The sequence below is a fragment of the Bradyrhizobium sp. 134 genome, assembly GCF_023074155.1.
Lineage (GTDB): Bacteria > Pseudomonadota > Alphaproteobacteria > Rhizobiales > Xanthobacteraceae > Bradyrhizobium.
The window spans coordinates 57088-73941 of sequence record NZ_JADPKX010000072.1; the positions used below are offsets into that span (position 1 = coordinate 57088).

The window sequence follows — 16854 nt, forward strand, 5'->3', positions numbered from 1 at the left end:
GTTCCCTAGTGGATTCCAAAATATGCCTTGTGAAGCTCGGAGTTCTCTTTCAAGAGTTCAGCGCTTCCTTTGGCGACAACGAGTCCTTGTGCCAGCACGTAGCCGTAATCGGCCACGTCGAGCGTTTGACGCACGTTCTGCTCGATCAGCAGAACCGAAAGTCCGGCTGTCTTCAGTTGTCGGACTATTCCGAAAACCTCCGAGACAAATAACGGCGACAGTCCGAGCGAGGGCTCGTCGAAGATCACGAGCTCCGGATCGGCCATCAGCCCTCGCGCGATGGAGAGCATTGACCGCTCACCGCCGGACAGTGTTCCCGCGAGCTGGCTTCGCCGCTCCTTCAGACGCGGGAACACCTCGAACATCTCCTCCATCCGGGCCGCAACGCGCCTGTCGTCACGCATGATCAATCCGCCCACCTTGAGGTTATCAAGGACGCTCATGCGCGGCATCACGCGATTGCCTTCTGGGACCGTCGCGATCCCGAGGGCCGCGATCTTGTGGGTAGGCATGTTTGTAGTCGCTACGTGCCCAAAGCGAACCTCGCCTTTCCGGATCCGGGTCAACCCGAGGATGGCCCGGATCAACGTGCTTTTGCCGGCGCCGTTGGCCCCCAGGATGGCCGTTACCGTACCGGGCCTGACCTCGATGGTCACGTTCTTCAGGACGTCAGCACGATCGTAGCCGGCGTTGATCGCATTGGCCGACAATGTCCGCGCCGCGGTTCGTCGCACGCTGATCATTGCCCTATTCCGAGATAAGCTGCCTGCACTTCGGGGTCGGCTATCAACCCGTCAAAACTGCCTTCGAAGACTTTTCGGCCGAAATTGAGCACGATGCAGCGATCGGAGACACGCCGGATAACGTCCATTTCGTGCTCCACCAGGACCACGGCGAGGTCCGGCATCTCGGACCTGAATGCGAGGAGATCGTCCATGAGTTCGCGCGTCTCATCCGGGGTCATACCGGCGGAGGGCTCATCCAGCAACAGCAGGCGCGGCCTGCCGATCAGCGCCCGGCAGATCTCGATCCGCCGACGATCGATCATCGCGAAAGAGCTCACAGGCTGGAACAGCCGGTCGGCAATCGCGGCGTTGAAGCGGGACGCAATCTCGCGTGCGCGATTGACCGTCTCCCGCAGCTCTCTGCCCCACCGCGCGCGCCGAAACAGATTTGTAAGGAGACCGAGATCGCAATGGCAGAGGGCTCCGACCGCAATATTGTCGAACACGCTCTGATCGAGCATCAGCCTCGATCGCTGAAAGGTTCGCGCGACACCGGCACGACCGATCATCTGGGGCGCACAGCCAAAGAGGTCGCGGCCATCGAGCCGGATCGTTCCCGCGTTCGGGTCGTAAAGTCCCGTGATGACGTTGAAGAATGTCGTCTTCCCCGATCCGTTGGGCCCGACCAGCCCGATCGTCTCGCCTCGGCCGATTTCGACTTCGAAACGGTCGAGCGCGACCAGCCCGCCGAATGTCTTGGTGAGACCGGCACAATGCAGGAGAGTGCTACTCATTTTGGCGCTCCGTCGATGAAGCGGGACAGGTCCCTCACCGGACGAGGCAGGATGCCGCCCGGGCGGAACAGCAAGATGACGAGCACGAGCAAGGCGAACAGCAACAGGCGGAATTCCTGGATCGACTGCAGTTTTTCCGGCACTTCCAGGATGATCAGGGCGGCTACGACGGAGCCCCACAAATTGCCGATTCCGCCCAGCACCACGATTGAGAGCATCAGCATGGAGTCCCCGAGGCCCGCGCCGTTGGGTGTCACGAACCCGTTCATCATCCCGTAGAGCGCTCCAGCCATGCCGATGATGGCGTTGCCGAGGACAAAGCCGACGACCTTCCACAGCCGGATTGACAGGCCGAACACCGCCGCGGCGGTCTCATCGCTGCGGACAACGTCCAGGGCGATGCCGACCCACGAGTTTTCCAGACGACGGACGAGGATGAACACGAGGCCGAACATGCAGACCGAGAGCGTTGCATAGGGCAGATAGAACGACACGCTCCATGGACCAATCTGTTTGAGCCGGGCGAAATCGAGCCCCATGATCGAGAAGCTTCCGATCTTCAGCCCCTGGGGCCCGCCGAGGACGTCGTTGACTTCGAGCCAGGTCCGCAGCAGCACGCCGAATGCGATCGTCACGAGCGCGGCATAGTGCCCGCGCGTTCGCAGCACCGGCAGCAACAGCACGAGGCCGATTGCACCCGTCACAATCGCGCCGATCAACGGCGCAAATGTGCGCGGAACGGTGGTGTATGCAGTCACTAGGGCGGCCGTATATGATCCCACGACGAAGAAGGCCGCGCCTGCGAAGTTGGCGATGCCGGCGAATGCGAGCTGCAAGTTGAGAGCGATGCAGGCAGTCGAGAAGATTGCTACCGTTGACAACATGAGAAGCGCGTAGTGATCGGCGTGAAACAGGACAATCAGGATCAACGCACACAGCAATGCCATGCCATTGGCAACGCCTCGGTAGTCGCCGCAGGTGGCGGCAATCTCCCGGCCGATCTGCGTTCGATCCGACACTCCAAACGCCAGAACGAAGGCTGCGAGCAAGGCGAGAACGACGGGCTGGGATTCGGCGTGCATCATCACGCCGCCGCCGGAAAACAGGAGCGCCACCACGGCTGCGACGAGGGCGCGCGGATGACGACGAATCCCCGGGACGGAGAGCGAGGGAGCCGGGCTTGAAAGGCTGCTCATGTCACACCCGTTCGCTGCGCTGTTCTGCAATGATTCCTGTCGGGAACAACGCAATCAGGATGATGATGACGGCAAAGGCCACCACATCGCGATAAGCGCTCGAGATCGGCATCGCCACCACAACCAGCGTCTGCACGCCGGCGAATAGAAATCCCCCGATGATCGGCCCGATCAGGCTTCCAAGACCGCCCACCACAGCCGAGGCGAATCCGATGATGCCGAGCAGAACGCCCATGTTGAAGCTGATCTCGCGGTAATACAGCCCGAGCATGCAGCCGGCAAAGGCGGCGAGCCCCGATCCCAATGCGAAGGTCCCCAGCACCACGCGCCGCTGGTCGATGCCTGCGAGGCGCGCAACCTCGTCATCCTGGGCTACGGCGCGGATCGAGAGCCCGAACCGGGTGCGAGTCACCAACAGATGCGTTCCCACCACCATCAGCAGTCCGGCGCACACGATGATCACACTGTCGATGCCCACACTGAAGGAACCGGCACTGATCATGCCGCTCGGCAACAGAGCCGGAAACGGCTTCGGGTTGCCGCCGTTGGGCACGCCAAGCCGGATGGCCTCGCGTAGCACGGTGCCGGCCATTAAGGTCGCGAGCAGCACATTGATGCTGGGGGCGCCGCGCAAGGGGATCACAAGAATCCTCCCGATCACGACGCCCGCGAGCGCCCCGGCGCCGACCGCAGCCGGCAAACCGGTGAGCAAGGCCAGCGCAGGGGGCAGCGCAAAGAGAGCTCCCGAAACGCCGGCGGCTCCCAAGGCTGAAAAACTTCCGAGCGTCACGACGTCACCATGCGAGAACTTGATGACATCGAGCACCCCAAAGAACAGCGAAAATCCAACGGCGATCATTGAGTAGATCACCCCCAGCATGAGGCCGTTGAACAGCTGCTGCGCTACGATCCCGATGTCCATCAATGTCTCCGCACGCTAGGGCGACGCATGACGTCTGGTCAATTGAGGCGGAGTTTTCGTTTGCTGGCGGCATATTCGCTATCCGGCCAATAGACCCATTTACCATCCTGGGCGACATAGACGTTGGCCCTCAGAATGTTCTGCCTGTGGTCGTCGAAATTGATCTCGCCGACCAGCGACTTGTATGCCTTGGTCGTATTGAGCAGGTCCTTGACCTTGGCGCGGTCGGGGCCAACCTTCTCGATCGCATCCATGATCAGAGTGGCGGCGGAGTAGGCGAAGGGGCCATAGGCGTCCGGGTCTTCGCGAAAGCCCGCCTTGGCGTATGCGTCGAGAAACGCTTGACCCTGCTCATATTTGGTGATGGGAGCACCGTTGTGGAAGGAAATCGTTCCTTCCGCCGCGGCACCTGCGCCTTCCAGGAAGCCTGCGTTCATGATGCCAGAGACGCCCGCAAGCTGAGCGGTGACACCGACCCGATCCATTTGAGCCCGCAATCGGACGCCGAGCGGCGTCAGGCCGCCCACCATGATCAGATCTGGCTTCAGCTCCTTGATCTTGGTGAGCTCAGCCGTGAAGTCCTGCTGATCCGGGCTGACCGGAAAAGTCGCGACGATCTCGCCGCCGGCCAATTTGAGATATTCGCTGAAATATTTGTTCTGTCCCTTGCCGTAGTCGGTGGTGTCGTGAACGACAACGTATTTCAGGAAACCCTGCTTGGTGAGGAACTCCGCTGCGAGCTTGCCTTCATTGATCATCGTCCCGTTGACGCGATGAATTTCGTGGTAGTCGTTGCCATAGGTGATCTCGGGCAGGATGGCGCCCCACACCACGACCGGCAATCCGAACCGGGCATAGGTATCAACCGTCGCGATGCCTACGGCAGAGCAATAGTGGGTCACACCGGCGATGATGCTACGATCCGATGCGGCCTTGGTTGCGACCTGGATGCCGATATTCGGCTTGCATTCGTCGTCCAAGGTGACGAGCTCGAAAATGTACTTTGCCGATGGGTCGGCGTTTCTCAATTGCACGGCCAACTGCGTGGAATTGCGGCCCCCGATACCGGGAGCTGAATTCCCGCCCGACAATGGTCCAATAAACGCAAGCTTTACGGTCTCCTTGGCCAAGACCGGAACTGTTCCGGTCGCCACCGCGACCAGCGCGCCGCATGTCAGCAGCAACAATTTGTTTATCAGCTTCATTGGCAATGCCCTCCCCTGCTCGGAAAAACTGTATCCATCCCGCACGAGCGAGACAGTGCGAATCTTCGCAAATGGGCGTGCGCAACGGAGCACGAGCAGGTGGACCGGCGATGATCGCCTACAATCGAGACAGATTGCTGCTGCTTTGGGCAACGGGTTGCCATCGACGAGGCGGATGCGGACGCAAAAAAAACACCCCGTTGCAATCGGCAACGGGGTGACTGGGTCGCAGGACATCTGCGACAAGTCGAGGGAGGTAGTCTTCGCAATCACGACAGCCAGGGGCTCATCGCAGACGTCGAATTACTCCTTCATACCATCGCCACGGCAATTTCCGCGGGGTGTTCGTGCAAAGGGTCTTGCACGAACACCTTGATGGCAATTGGCGGCTCATGCGATCTGGCGGCTGGCTGCCGGTGTGTTGCCGAATTCACTGGAAAGGTCGACTGCGACAGTCTTAGGCAGGCAGAGGACATTAACCGCCGCGGTCATCAGTGCGATCGCGATGGGATAGATCAGGCCGGCGTAGATGTTGCCGGTGTAGCTGACGAGCGAGAGGCTGATCAGCGGAACGAAGCCGCCGAATATCCCGGTGCCGATGTGATAGGGAAGCGACAGCGAAGTATATCGCAGCCGCGCCGGAAAGAGCTCGACGAGAAATGCGGCATTCGGCCCGTAGACCAGCGCTACGAAGATGAGTTGCGCCAGGATTAGCGCGGTGACGACCACGTAATTGTGCGCAGCCGTGGCGCTTGCAATCCCCATGTAGATGGGGACGTAGAGCGCGGCGGCGAGCAGCAGGCCGGTGACAATCAGCGGGCGGCGTCCGATGCGGTCTGACAGGGCCCCGCTCACGACGATCAGGGGCGTGCCAAGGGCTAGAGCAACGGCGACGCAGACATTCGCCGTCAGGAAGTCCACCTTGAGAACGCTCTGCAGGAAATACAGCGCATAAAATTGTCCGGTGTACCACACGCATCCCAGACCCGCCGTCGCGCCGAAGAGAGCATAGAGCGCATAACCCAACCCTTGTCTCGTGCCGAAACTTTCGCGAACCGGCGCGCGCGAGACCTTGCCGGCCTGGCGCATCTGCTCGAAAATCGGCGACTCGCTCAGCTTCAGACGAAGATAGACCGAAAACACGACGAGAAGTGCAGACAGCAAGAAGGGGATACGCCAGCCCCAAGCACGGAAACCTTCCTCCCCGAGCGATAGCCGACACGCCAGCACGACCAGAATTGCAACGAAGAAGCCCAACGTGGCTGTGGTCTGGATAAAACTGGTGAAGAAGCCTCGACGGTTTACCGGTGCATGCTCAGCCACATAGATGGCAGCGCCACCGTACTCGCCGCCGATGGCCAAGCCCTGTACCAAGCGAAGCACGACCAACGCGACAGGTGCAGCAAAGCCGATAGTTTCATATGTTGGCAAAAGACCGACCGCGGTGGTTGAAATTCCCATCAAGATAAGTGTCAGCAGAAACGTGTGCTTGCGTCCCAATCGGTCGCCAAGACTGCCGAACAGGATGGCACCGAACGGCCGGATGACGAATCCGGTCGCAAAGGTCGCAACACTGATCAGGACGGCGGCGGTGGGATCATTGGCGGGGTAGAAAAGGGTCGAAAAGAACACGGCAAGGCTTCCATAGAGATAGAAGTCATACCATTCGATAACCGTGCCTGCACTTGAGGCAAGCACCACCGTCCAGATGCTCGGGTTCGGGGCGTCCGCTTTAGATTCGCTCATCATATCTCTCCATCGGCCTTGTTGGGCACGTGTTTTCCCGGGCGCGCGCGCCGCAGCGCACGCCCCTTCTCCACCCGGCAATACGTAGAAAGTTGCGGACCCGTTAGGCCGCGATAGAATTTCGGGTCGGCGCATAGCGCGCAAGACATGCGCTTGCTTCTGCCGAAATTCGCTTCACCAGCTCACCGGCGGTTGGAATGTCGTTGATGAGACCGATTGCTTCTCCGACCGTGACATTGGCCGTATCGTAGTCGCCGGAGACCCACGCCTTCTCGACGCGCTGCAGCTCGGCTTCTTGCAGTGTGCGCAGCTCGTCTTCCCGGCCATGCCACCTTTCGATGAAGCCGTTCTTCATCAGGCGTCCAGTGTACTCAGAGGGCCAAGCCTTTTTGCGGACAACGTCGTAGACACGTGTCCGGATCGTTTCATCGCCGGTGGCTGCCAGCACCTTTTCCTTGGCGTTGCGATGAATGACCGATTCTTGCGTGGCCCAAAACCGCGATCCGATCAAAGCACCGTCGGCACCTAGCATTAGCGCGGCGGCGAGACCGCGCCCGTCAGCAATGCCTCCGGCGGCAAGAAGGAGAACGCGCGGCGCTCGTTGCGCGATCATATCGGCGACTGCAGGAACGAACGGCATCGTCGAGCGCGCCGTGAGTCCGTGGCCGCCGGCCTCCGTACCCTGTGCGATGATAACGTCCGCGCCGACGTCGATCGCCCGCTGGGCATGCTCGAGCGTATGCGCCTGACAGATCAGGGGGATGCCGGCCTGCTTCACTTTCGGGGCATATGGCGCAGGATCCGAGAACGACAGCATGATCGCTTTCTTGTGCCGCTCCAGAGCGAGATCGAGCAGACCCGGATCGTTCGCCAGCGCCCAGGTGATGAATCCACAGCCGACGTCCGGCCGGCTCACCTTTGCGGACTGTTCTTCGAACCAGGCGCGGTTGGCATAGCCGCCGCCGAGAAGGCCCAGAGCACCTGCCGCGGAAACCGCGGAGGCCAGCTCGCCGCCGGAGGCCGGATCCATCGGCGCCAGCACGATCGGGTGCTCGAGCCCAAAAAATTCGGTCAGTCTCGTCTTGATAGCCATGTCTCTTCCTCTCCTAGGCTTATGCCCGTCTCGGATGCTGGGAAGCTAGATTGGCTGTTGACAACATAAAAGTGATTATTATTGATCAGAGTCATCATTCCGGGAGATGACCACATGGACAGCACGGATCTGAATTTCTTTTCCGCGGTCGCCACGGCCGGCGGAATCGGCCGCGCCGCCCACAATCTCCACACCGTGCAATCGAACGTGACCCAGCGAATTCGAGCGCTGGAGAACCAGCTCGGTGTCCGACTTTTTGATCGGTCCAAGAAAGGCGTTACGCTCACCTCCATGGGCAACAGGCTGCTTCCTTACGCCAAGCGCATCAGCGATCTGTTGGCCGAGGCGCATTGCGCAGTGAAGGACGAGGCGTGGCCGGGCGGCGAGCTGCGCATTGGATCAATGGAGACGACGGCGGCGTTGCGCCTACCACCGTTGCTCACCCATTACGGCATCGCTTATCCCGATGTTGACGTCCAAATCGAGACAGGCCCGACCGCAGCGCTGGTCGACTGCGTATTGTCTCGGAAGCTTGACGGAGCTTTTGTCTCTGCACCGGTCACGCACGGTGAACTGACCTGCACACCGATCGTGGAGGAGGAGCTGGTGCTGATCACGCCGCCGATGGTGACGTCCCCCCAACACCTCGGCAAATTCCTGGCTTCGGGAAGCGGCCGGAAGGTGATCGTGTTTCGTGCCGGTTGCTCCTATCGACAGCGTCTGTCCGAATATCTTGCGCATCGTGGTTTCGTCGACCTGCGCTGGATGGAAATGGGAACGCTCGACGGAATCATCGGTTGTGTGGCGGCTTCGGTCGGGCTGTCATTGGTGCCGCGCGTCGTCGCTGATTCTGCCGAACGACAGGGCTTGATCCACCTGCATTCGCTGCCGAACGGGACCGGCAGGGCCACCACGGTTTTCGTTCACCGCAAGGACGCATTCGTGTCCTCCGCTCTGCGGGCGTTCATGGAATGCGCCGGATCGGGAACGAACCAAACAGCTCCGCCCGAGCAACCGGCAGTGGCGCTCAAGCAGCCTCGAAAGACGGCCTCGCCGCCTTGACTGATGCCACGATAAAGCGATGCACTTCTGCAACCCGCCGCGTTTCGTGCGTATCGGGATGCGACGTCAACCAGTAATTCCGCACGAAACGAATGTCGGGAAGCAGACGCTGCAATTCGGGATAGCGCTGGGCCACGTAATCATGAAGGATTCCGACGCCGTGTCCACCACGAACGGCCTCCATCTGCGCAACGACGCTACCGCATTCATAGCGTCGCGACATGAGCCGGCCGAGCACTGAGGCATAGTCCAATGCCCTGCTGTAGACGAAATCCTCGACCTGGGTGACGAACAGGCGGCCGGCAAGATCGGCCTGCGTCCTGATGGGACCCTCGCGCGCGAGATAAGCATCAGCAGCATAGACACTGAGCGTATAGTCGGTGAGTTTGGACAGGATCAGCTTACCCTGCTTGGGCCGGTCCAGCGTGATCGCAACGTCGGCCTCGCGCCTTGACAGGGAGAATGTGCGCGGAAGCGGCACGAGTTGAATGACAAGGCCCGGGTGCTTCGCGGCCAGCGCGCCCAGCCGATCGGCCAGGAAGTAGTTGCCAAGCCCGTCCGGTGCCCCTACGCGCACGGTTCCGGTGAGGGCCTCGGCGGCGCCTCCAATGCTCGATCCCACTTTGAGGAATTCGCTCTCTGCGCGCTCGGCAGCCGCGACGAGCGCCTCGCCCGCCGCCGTCAGCGCGCACCCTGTAGTGTGTCGTTCGAGCAGTTTGGCATTCAAGCTACTCTCCAGCGCGGTCAGTTGCCGGGCGACCGTTGCATGGTTCAGCCGTAGGCTTTTCGAGGCCTTCAGAATCTGGCCGGCACGCGCCACTTCTAGGAATATCCGAACGCGCTCCCAATCCATTGACTACACTTTCTGCACAACGGAGCCGCGAATTCGGCCGTTGATGCCGCATTTTTATGCGCTGCATATCTGGCTCGATCAAGCATCATGTTAGGGAGAGCAGCCAATGCCCGTGACTATTCTGAACTTCATCAATGGCGAGCTGGTGCCGAGCCGGGGCCCTCGCACCGCGCCGGTTTACAATCCCGCGACCGGCGAGCAATCGGCAACGCTCGGACTTGCCACGACGCAAGACGTGCGGTCGGCCGCTGCAGCCGCCCGCAAGGCGTTCCCGGGCTGGGCGAACACACCGCCACTGCGCCGTGCTCGTATTCTCAACCGTTTCCTGCGGATCATGGAGGATCGAATCGATGAACTTGCCCAAGTGATCACCGCCGAACACGGCAAGGTGCTTTCGGACGCGAAGGGCGAGATCCAACGCGGCATGGAGGTGGTGGAGTTCGCGACCGGCGCGCCGCAACTGCTCAAGGGAGAGATCACCGAGAATGTCGGGACCCGTGTCGACAGCCACTCGCTGCGTCAACCGCTCGGGGTGGTCGCTGGCATCACGCCATTCAATTTCCCGGCAATGGTCCCGATGTGGATGTTCCCGGTTGCGCTGGCCTGCGGCAATACGTTTATCCTCAAGCCGTCGGAGCGCGATCCCTCGGCCTCGCTCGTGCTTGCGCAGTGGCTGAAGGAGGCCGGGCTGCCCGACGGCGTGTTCAATGTCGTGCATGGCGACAAGGAAGCGGTGGATGCCATCCTAACGGATCCCGATATCGTGGCGGTCAGCTTCGTCGGCTCGACGCCGATTGCGCGATACATTTATGAGACGGCGACCAGCCACGGCAAGCGCTGCCAGGCGCTGGGCGGCGCCAAGAACCACATGATCGTGATGCCTGACGCCGACATGGACCAGGCCGTCGACGCTCTCATGGGCGCGGCTTATGGCTCCGCCGGCGAGCGCTGCATGGCGATCTCGGTAGCCGTTCCGATCGGCGACACCACCGCCGATCGTCTGATCGAAAAGCTGGCGCCCAAGGTCCGCGCGCTTAACATTGGTCCCGGTACCGACCCCGAGGCCGAGATGGGCCCGTTGGTGACGAAGCAGCACCTCGACAAAGTCCGAGGCTATATTGACGCCGGCGTTGACGAAGGCGCGAAGCTGATTGTGGACGGGCGCGATTTCCATCGCCAGGGCTACGAGAAGGGCTACTTCATCGGCGGCAGCCTGTTTGATCGCGCGACCACGGACATGAAGATCTATCGCGAAGAGATCTTCGGACCGGTGCTCGTGGTGGCCCGGGCCAAGTCTTATGACGAGGCGGCCGACATGATCAACCAACACGAGTTCGGCAACGGCACCGCAATCTTTACCAGGGATGGCGATGCGGCGCGTGAGTTTGCGCATCAGATCCAGGTCGGCATGGTGGGCATCAACGTACCGATCCCGGTGCCGATGGCATTCCATTCGTTCGGCGGATGGAAAGCCTCTCTGTTCGGCGACCATCACATGCATGGCCCCGAGGGCGTTCGCTTTTATACCAAGCTGAAAACGATCACGACCCGTTGGCCGACCGGCATCCGGGCCGGCGCCGAGTTCGTGATGCCGACGATGTCCTGATCTTCTCCGAATGGAAGGCCGTGGCAGCTCCACGGCCTTCTCAACCCGCCAGTTGGCCCGGCCCCCAAATGGTGAACTCTGGCAGTCGCGCCAGAGAGCTGAATTCGGCCGATCAATCCGTGAATATCGCCCTAGAATCTCGGGCCGGGATCAGATTGGCCCTGTCGATCTCCATCGGCCGCTCGAGGCTGTCATGCTCGCTCTCCTCAGCTCCATTGGGTCACTGGGAACGCTCACCTCTCGGCCAAGCTCCCGTGGTGAGCGCCCTCGGAGAATATTCGACCACCTCTCCGATGAGAGGGATCGCCGCAGCGCGCACTCTCCGGCCGGCCGTGACATGAAGCCGCCAGGCGCGCTCGGCGCCCTTGAAGCCCTGAATCGGCGGATCATTCCAGAGCAACTCGATCGTCCCGTGCAGGATTAGGACATCGCCGACGACAAAGTCGACAAAAAGCAGTCCCGCCCTGGGATTGGACATAAAATTCCCAAGCGTGTTGAAAAAGGAATTACCCGCAAAGTCCGGAACGGTGATCTGGTTATCCGCCACGTGAATGAAGCCTGGCTTACCGCCGCGGTGAGAAATATCGCAATCGAACGATGATCCGTCATCTGAAGCCGCACATGAGGCGACGAAGAAGGTCGCCGACTGGCGGATCAGCTCTCGTGCCGCATCGTCCAAGACGGCGAACGCCTCGACCTCGCCGGGACCGAGTTGCTCCGGTGGGGCGGATGGTGCCGCGCTGATATGGCGCGTGTGGACGTATTGAGGGCAATTGCCAAAGCTCTGCACGACCGCCACCTCGAAACTTGTCTGGTCGAGGGTGATCAGCGTTCCGTTCATGCGGTTTCGCCGACGATTGGTCAGGTCTATGCCCAGCACTCCCAAGCTGGCGCCCACGGAAAGATTCGTTCCGAGCAGGTCGAAGGTTTTCGGTAACGATCCGATGCGCAGCCGTCCTGGATCCGGTGAAGAGACGAATCCGCGCGGGCCAAACAGGACCGAAGGGATCGGCCAGCCCGCTCGGTCCGACGAGCCGACAAGGAGGTATTCGAGTCCTGCGAAGAATTCACGGTGCTGATCGGGCATCCATGTGCGGATGGAGGTTTTCCCGCGCTCGCTCATTCTGTCGGCCACGCCGACGCGTCGCTGCACGTCGATCTCGCCCTGGTGAAAAGGAGACGAGCTCCGTTCGGAAAGGCTGGTCATGACCGCACCTCGAAGAAGATTTGCCGATCAGCTCGCAGGCGCGCTTGGCATCCGCTGAAAATTCGGAAGTGCTTCCAGCCGCCCCAGCCAGGCGACAATGTTCGGGTAGGAGGACAGTTCAATGCCTCCCTCCGGAGCGGCCCGTGTGTAGCTGTAGCAAGCGAGATCAGCCACGGTCGGATGGGTTGCCGCGAGAAATTCGTGCTTCGCAAGATGACCATCCATCACGCTGAAAAGACTGCTGGCGACCCCGGCCGCTTGCCGGCCATCGACGGGCAAGTTGAACACCTTGCCCAGCCGAGCTGTTGCTGGTCCATATGCCAGCTGTCCCGCTGCCACGGACAGCCAACGTTGCACGGCAGCCGCACTGACCGGATCTTCCGGAAGCCACGTCTCGGTAGTGTCGTAGCGCTTGGCCAGATAGATAAGGATTGCATTGGAATCGGCAACGACGGTGCCGTCATCATCGACGACAGGTATCTGCCCGAACGGGTTCATTGCGAGATAGGCCGGCGTCTTCCGCTCGGCAGGGGGCGTTGGGATCAACTCGTAAGGAAGCGAGAGAAGCCCGAGCATGAGCTCGACCCGGTGGCTGTGTCCCGACAATTTACCGCCATAGAGCTTGATCGTAGCTGACATTCCCAACTCGCTTTCGCTATTCAAACGATGTCTCGGTACTTATCATTTCCCATTCGGACGACAATCGAATGTTCCTTCAATTTACCATTGCGGTTTTTGCAACGATCCAGACGAGCAGAATGACTGGCCGCCTTTTTTCCCTCTGAACTCGCGCAACACGTTCTTCTGAACCTCTCCGATCGCATTCCGGGCAGCTCGCTCACGCAGAAATCGTTGATCGGCAGGTTGTAGGGAACCAGCCGTCCTTCAGCACCGCCACGCCATCCCTTTCCCCTGCAGCGCCTCCTGTCGTCGGGACGGCGGCCGCGACAACTCGCTCGCCGAAATCAGGATGTGGCAGTCCGACGACGGCGCTTTCGAGCACATCGGGAATGCGGTCGATCTCGAGTTCGAACTCCTTCGGATGAACGTTGTAACCGCCCGAAATGATCACATCCTTCGCGCGCCGACCTTCAAAGGGAGCCGACGGCGGAACGCACGAGTTCTGTCGGCCACTGCTCCAACAGCTCGCTGAGAACGCGCTTCATCTCGGCCCCCCTTGATGGATCACTCAGTCCGCAACTGCCCGCTCAAGCTCGGCCACTCTGGGTCTGACCGTCTCCTGCTGCGAGGACTGGACCGGCCGTTCGTCCCCCTCGCCTGTCTCCATGTCGATAAAAACGGCCGGCTCGCGCTGCGAACGGTCAATCGTCAGCGAAAACACATCGAAACGATTATAGTAGCCTACGACATCGTGAAATTGCTTCGGTTCGACGCATTGCGCGACGTCAATATCGGCATATGCGATGCCTTCGCTGTCTGAGAGGACGTCGCTGATAATCTGCCCTGTTGGATCGAGGATCATCGATACAGCATGCGGTGTGCCCTCGATCAGATCCAGCATGGCGGGGTTAGCCTGTCCGAGCGCGTCCTTCATACCTACGTCCATGCAGGCGGACGAAACGATGTTGAAGCATTTGGCTTCAAACGAATGAGCTCCAGCCCGGATCTCGATGGCCCTGCGTAGGTCATAGCCCCCCTTCTCCTTGGAGGGACGCGTCGGCCAGATCGGCGGGTAGGTCGAAATATGAACTTGCTCGCCCTGCGCCATCAATGAATAGCGGGCAAGTGGATTCGTATTCTCACCACAAATCAGCATGCCAATGCGGCCGATGGAGGTCTGCGCGACGCGCAACCCACGCGCATCTCCGGCAGCCCAGACCAGCTTCTCGTAAAAGGTCGGAACGAGCTTGCGATGATGATTCAGGATCGATCCATCTTGGCCGATCAAAAGATTGGAGTTCCAGATACAGCCAAGGCTGGCAACCGTCCCTTCCGTAAAACCGATAGAGACCACGACGTTGTGGCGCTTGGCCGCCATCCTGACCTTTGTCAATTCCGCGCTGTCGAGCCGCAATGCCTGGGCCGACAACGCTCTGAAGAAATCATGAGACATGATCGGCGCCTGCAGCGCCGCCCACACGGGAAAGCCGGGAATGAACGATTCCGGGAAAGCAACCAGCGAGGCACCGTTGCGTGCCGCCTCGGCAACGAGGTCGCAGGCCTTGTCTGCACTTTTGGCCGCGTCGAGGAAAACTGAAGATGTGTGGCACGCGGCAGCTTTGAAGCGCGGCAAATTCGACGGCATTTGAGACGATCCTCTCGGTTTCTGGCACCACAGGTTAGTCTTTCGCCGGCGGGTGGCGAATGCGGAAAATCTGCACGAGCGGTTGCGCGTCTTCAGACGACCAGGACCGGCACGCGATAGATCGCGTTGCGTCGGCCGCCGGCCGGCTGATTCTCGCCCGATCGCGAGATCGCCCGAGACAGGAGACCGCAGCATCCCTCTTTTACTATCCAATCACAGGTGAACTTGGTCCAGGATCGTCCTGACACCTTCTCCAAGCGGCATCCCTGCCAGCTCCGCCCTTCATCGGCGCTCAGTTCGACCGCCGCAATTCCGTCGTCACCCCAGGCCCATCCCCAGACCTGCAAAACCTCGTCACGCCTGAGCTGACGATTCGGCTTTGGCGCCACGATGACCGATTGGGGGGCGATCGCCCACACCGGCTGGGTCGAACCGTCCGGCGCGAGGTCGTTGTACCATGTGGTGGTGAAGACGCCCGGAGCCCGCTCCGAGCGCAATTCGAGCTTGCGGAGCCATTTGACGCTGTTCGTGCCGTAGAAGCCCGGGACCACCAACCGCAACGGATACCCGTGCTCAGGAAGCAGCGGCGCTCCGTTCATCTCGTAGGCGAGCAAGACGTCGTCGGATATCCGGGAGAGCGGCAGATCCTTGATGTAATGTCCGCACGCGATGCCTCCGAAGTCGCCGGAGTCCGCCCCCTGTGACCAAACGAAATTTGCGCTCCTCGCCACGCCCGCTGATCCTAGCACATGATCCAGACGAACGCCCGCCCAGCGCACGTTGCAGACCCGCTGCGTGGGCTTGTCGGGCGCCAGCGGGCTGCCTGCACATTGATGCACCGAGACCACCTCGGTCTTTGGAAGCGACTTGAGCTGACCGACGGAGAAGCTCGCGGGCGTCTCGACCAGGCCGGCGATTTCCAGCGTCCAATCATCCCCATGAGTGACATCGAGAACACCGAGATGGCACAACACGATGCAGCCTTCGACTGGCGTGATGCGGTCGGTCAGCAGATGCGGTTCGGAGGGAATTCGGCCGAAGAAGCCGCGTACCTTGTACGTAAAGTCGTCAGCCATCGCAGCGCTCCCTCGCGCCGGCATTCTAGTACATCACGGGAGGACGTCGACCGTAAGAAACTCCGCAGATACACTTGCGCGTATTCGATCACTCGAATTCGTTCAGATACGCTCTGTCCGCCTTGAAGATCTCATGAAGGAACCGCAGCAGCGTACGCACCCTACCCATATATTCGATATCCTCATGGACGGAAATGTAGAGCGACCGCGTGACCACCACATCTTTCATGAGCCATACAAGGCGAGGATCCTTTTTTGCCGAGAAGAAGGGCAGAAGGCCGATGCCACGCCCGACAGCGATCGCATTCTGCTGGGCTGCCATGCTGGTCGATCGAAAGACGACGCTCTCCGGCACCAGGACGTCGTGCAGCCACTGCACCGGCTGGATAGCCACGAGATCGTCGACATAATCAATGAAGTCGTGACGCTTCAATTCTTCCATGGTGCCCGGCGTCCCCCGTTCCACGATGTACCTGGACGACGCGAACAGCCCAAGCTTGAACTCGCCAGCTTTTTTGACCGAAAGTTTGGGGCCCACGAGGGGAACGAAGCTGATGCACACATCCGCCTCGCGTTTGGTCAGATTGATCAGATGCCTTTCGGTCACAAGCTCCACGACAACGCCCGGGTGCTTCTCATTGAATTGGACCAACTTCTCGGCAAGGTAGAAGGCGGCAATACCCTCCATGCTCGTCAGCCGGACGCGACCAGTGGGCTCGGCGGGCGTGGCGCGGAAATCTTCCGATATCACCAGGGCCGCGCCCTCAATTTTCTCGGCCTCTTGGTAGAGCTTGTGCCCGTCCTCCGTCAGCACGAACCCGTTCGGCTTGCGGTCGAAAATCTTGATACCAAGATCTCGCTCAAGCTCTGAAATGCGCCGGCTGACCGTCGTGTGGTCGACTTTGAGGCGCCGCGCGGCCGGCATCAACCGCCCCTGCCGGGCGAGTTCAAGGAAGAATTTCAGGTCGTTCCAGTCGAACATTCGCTCCTGCGTGCCAATCCGGAAGAGGCCAACGACGAAAATCCGACGGTGGGTGACCGCCTCGCCCGCCCGATCAAACAATCTTCTACGGCGGCTTTCAAGGTGCCTGAAGGCGATTTCC

16 protein-coding genes are annotated in these 16854 nt (G+C 60.5%); 2 read left to right on the forward strand and 14 right to left on the reverse strand.

Translation table 11 applies throughout. The features are described from left to right. Positions 1-5 precede the first annotated feature (5 nt). The 7 genes from IVA75_RS27565 to IVA75_RS27595 all read right to left on the reverse strand — a co-directional run bounded on the left by IVA75_RS27565 (position 6) and on the right by IVA75_RS27595 (position 7681). Positions 6-743 carry an ABC transporter ATP-binding protein gene (locus IVA75_RS27565; protein ID WP_247285561.1) on the reverse strand — a complete coding sequence of 246 codons (738 nt, stop codon included), beginning with the start codon at positions 741-743 and terminating at the stop codon, positions 6-8. Further along, a complete protein-coding gene (locus tag IVA75_RS27570; RefSeq protein WP_247285559.1) occupies positions 740-1519 on the reverse strand; it encodes an ABC transporter ATP-binding protein in 780 nt (259 codons plus the stop codon). The genes IVA75_RS27565 and IVA75_RS27570 overlap by 4 nt, the downstream gene beginning before the upstream one ends. Next, a complete protein-coding gene (locus IVA75_RS27575; protein WP_247285557.1) occupies positions 1516-2715 on the reverse strand; it encodes a branched-chain amino acid ABC transporter permease in 1200 nt (399 codons plus the stop codon). Before IVA75_RS27575 ends, IVA75_RS27570 begins: the two co-directional genes overlap by 4 nt. Before the next feature lies 1 nt (position 2716). Beyond that, positions 2717-3637, reverse strand: coding sequence for a branched-chain amino acid ABC transporter permease (locus tag IVA75_RS27580; protein WP_247285555.1), 921 nt, complete (start codon positions 3635-3637; stop codon positions 2717-2719). A 38-nt stretch (positions 3638-3675) separates the two neighbouring features. After that, positions 3676-5115: a branched-chain amino acid ABC transporter substrate-binding protein gene (locus IVA75_RS27585; protein ID WP_247285553.1), complete on the reverse strand. Its 1440-nt coding sequence runs from the start codon at positions 5113-5115 to the stop codon at positions 3676-3678. 117 nt (positions 5116-5232) lie between these two features. Further along, positions 5233-6588 (reverse strand): MFS transporter, encoded by a 1356-nt coding sequence (locus IVA75_RS27590; RefSeq protein WP_247285551.1) that lies wholly within the window; start codon positions 6586-6588, stop codon positions 5233-5235. Positions 6589-6691: 103 nt separating this feature from the next. Then, positions 6692-7681 (reverse strand): nitronate monooxygenase, encoded by a 990-nt coding sequence (locus tag IVA75_RS27595; RefSeq protein ID WP_247285549.1) that lies wholly within the window; start codon positions 7679-7681, stop codon positions 6692-6694. Between the two features lie 114 nt (positions 7682-7795). Between IVA75_RS27595 and IVA75_RS27600 the strand changes: the two genes are divergently transcribed. Continuing rightward, positions 7796-8743 carry a LysR family transcriptional regulator gene (locus IVA75_RS27600; protein ID WP_247285547.1) on the forward strand — a complete coding sequence of 316 codons (948 nt, stop codon included), beginning with the start codon at positions 7796-7798 and terminating at the stop codon, positions 8741-8743. Here IVA75_RS27600 and IVA75_RS27605 read toward each other — a convergent pair. Beyond that, complete coding sequence (locus IVA75_RS27605; protein WP_247285546.1) at positions 8709-9596, reverse strand: LysR family transcriptional regulator; 888 nt, start codon at positions 9594-9596, stop codon at positions 8709-8711. The genes IVA75_RS27600 and IVA75_RS27605 overlap by 35 nt on opposite strands. A 106-nt stretch (positions 9597-9702) precedes the next feature. Between IVA75_RS27605 and IVA75_RS27610 the strand changes: the two genes are divergently transcribed. Then, positions 9703-11202 (forward strand): CoA-acylating methylmalonate-semialdehyde dehydrogenase, encoded by a 1500-nt coding sequence (locus IVA75_RS27610; protein ID WP_247285545.1) that lies wholly within the window; start codon positions 9703-9705, stop codon positions 11200-11202. 220 nt (positions 11203-11422) lie between these two features. On the opposite strand, the gene IVA75_RS27615 is transcribed toward IVA75_RS27610, so the two are convergent. From IVA75_RS27615 to IVA75_RS27640, 6 genes are all read right to left on the reverse strand, one after another. Then, positions 11423-12409: a pyridoxamine 5'-phosphate oxidase family protein gene (locus tag IVA75_RS27615; protein ID WP_247285544.1), complete on the reverse strand. Its 987-nt coding sequence runs from the start codon at positions 12407-12409 to the stop codon at positions 11423-11425. Positions 12410-12436: 27 nt separating this feature from the next. After that, entirely contained in the window at positions 12437-13048 is a 612-nt protein-coding gene (locus IVA75_RS27620) for a glutathione S-transferase (protein WP_247285543.1), read from the reverse strand. A gap of 199 nt (positions 13049-13247) precedes the next feature. Next, positions 13248-13481, reverse strand: a complete 234-nt coding sequence (locus tag IVA75_RS40025) for a hypothetical protein (RefSeq protein ID WP_247285542.1) — start codon at positions 13479-13481, stop codon at positions 13248-13250. Positions 13482-13598: 117 nt separating this feature from the next. Beyond that, entirely contained in the window at positions 13599-14675 is a 1077-nt protein-coding gene (locus IVA75_RS27630) for a carbon-nitrogen hydrolase family protein (protein ID WP_247285541.1), read from the reverse strand. Between the two features lie 92 nt (positions 14676-14767). Further along, positions 14768-15751 carry a molybdopterin-dependent oxidoreductase gene (locus tag IVA75_RS27635; protein WP_247285540.1) on the reverse strand — a complete coding sequence of 328 codons (984 nt, stop codon included), beginning with the start codon at positions 15749-15751 and terminating at the stop codon, positions 14768-14770. Positions 15752-15839: 88 nt separating this feature from the next. Next, a complete protein-coding gene (locus tag IVA75_RS27640) occupies positions 15840-16733 on the reverse strand; it encodes a LysR family transcriptional regulator (RefSeq protein ID WP_247285610.1) in 894 nt (297 codons plus the stop codon). Positions 16734-16854: the final 121 nt, after the last annotated feature.

Bases quoted from the DNA above. Each gene is read 5' to 3' on its own strand.
- IVA75_RS27565 (WP_247285561.1), bottom strand. From the start codon at position 743: ATGATCAGCGTGCGACGAACCGCGGCGCGGACATTGTCGGCCAATGCG.
- IVA75_RS27570 (WP_247285559.1), bottom strand. From the start codon at position 1,519: ATGAGTAGCACTCTCCTGCATTGTGCCGGTCTCACCAAGACATTCGGC.
- IVA75_RS27575 (WP_247285557.1), bottom strand. From the start codon at position 2,715: ATGAGCAGCCTTTCAAGCCCGGCTCCCTCGCTCTCCGTCCCGGGGATT.
- IVA75_RS27580 (WP_247285555.1), bottom strand. From the start codon at position 3,637: ATGGACATCGGGATCGTAGCGCAGCAGCTGTTCAACGGCCTCATGCTG.
- IVA75_RS27590 (WP_247285551.1), bottom strand. From the start codon at position 6,588: ATGAGCGAATCTAAAGCGGACGCCCCGAACCCGAGCATCTGGACGGTG.
- IVA75_RS27595 (WP_247285549.1), bottom strand. From the start codon at position 7,681: ATGGCTATCAAGACGAGACTGACCGAATTTTTTGGGCTCGAGCACCCG.
- IVA75_RS27600 (WP_247285547.1), top strand. From the start codon at position 7,796: ATGGACAGCACGGATCTGAATTTCTTTTCCGCGGTCGCCACGGCCGGC.
- IVA75_RS27605 (WP_247285546.1), bottom strand. From the start codon at position 9,596: ATGGATTGGGAGCGCGTTCGGATATTCCTAGAAGTGGCGCGTGCCGGC.
- IVA75_RS27610 (WP_247285545.1), top strand. From the start codon at position 9,703: ATGCCCGTGACTATTCTGAACTTCATCAATGGCGAGCTGGTGCCGAGC.
- IVA75_RS27615 (WP_247285544.1), bottom strand. From the start codon at position 12,409: ATGACCAGCCTTTCCGAACGGAGCTCGTCTCCTTTTCACCAGGGCGAG.
- IVA75_RS27620 (WP_247285543.1), bottom strand. From the start codon at position 13,048: ATGTCAGCTACGATCAAGCTCTATGGCGGTAAATTGTCGGGACACAGC.
- IVA75_RS27630 (WP_247285541.1), bottom strand. From the start codon at position 14,675: ATGCCGTCGAATTTGCCGCGCTTCAAAGCTGCCGCGTGCCACACATCT.
- IVA75_RS27635 (WP_247285540.1), bottom strand. From the start codon at position 15,751: ATGGCTGACGACTTTACGTACAAGGTACGCGGCTTCTTCGGCCGAATT.
- IVA75_RS27640 (WP_247285610.1), bottom strand. From the start codon at position 16,733: ATGTTCGACTGGAACGACCTGAAATTCTTCCTTGAACTCGCCCGGCAG.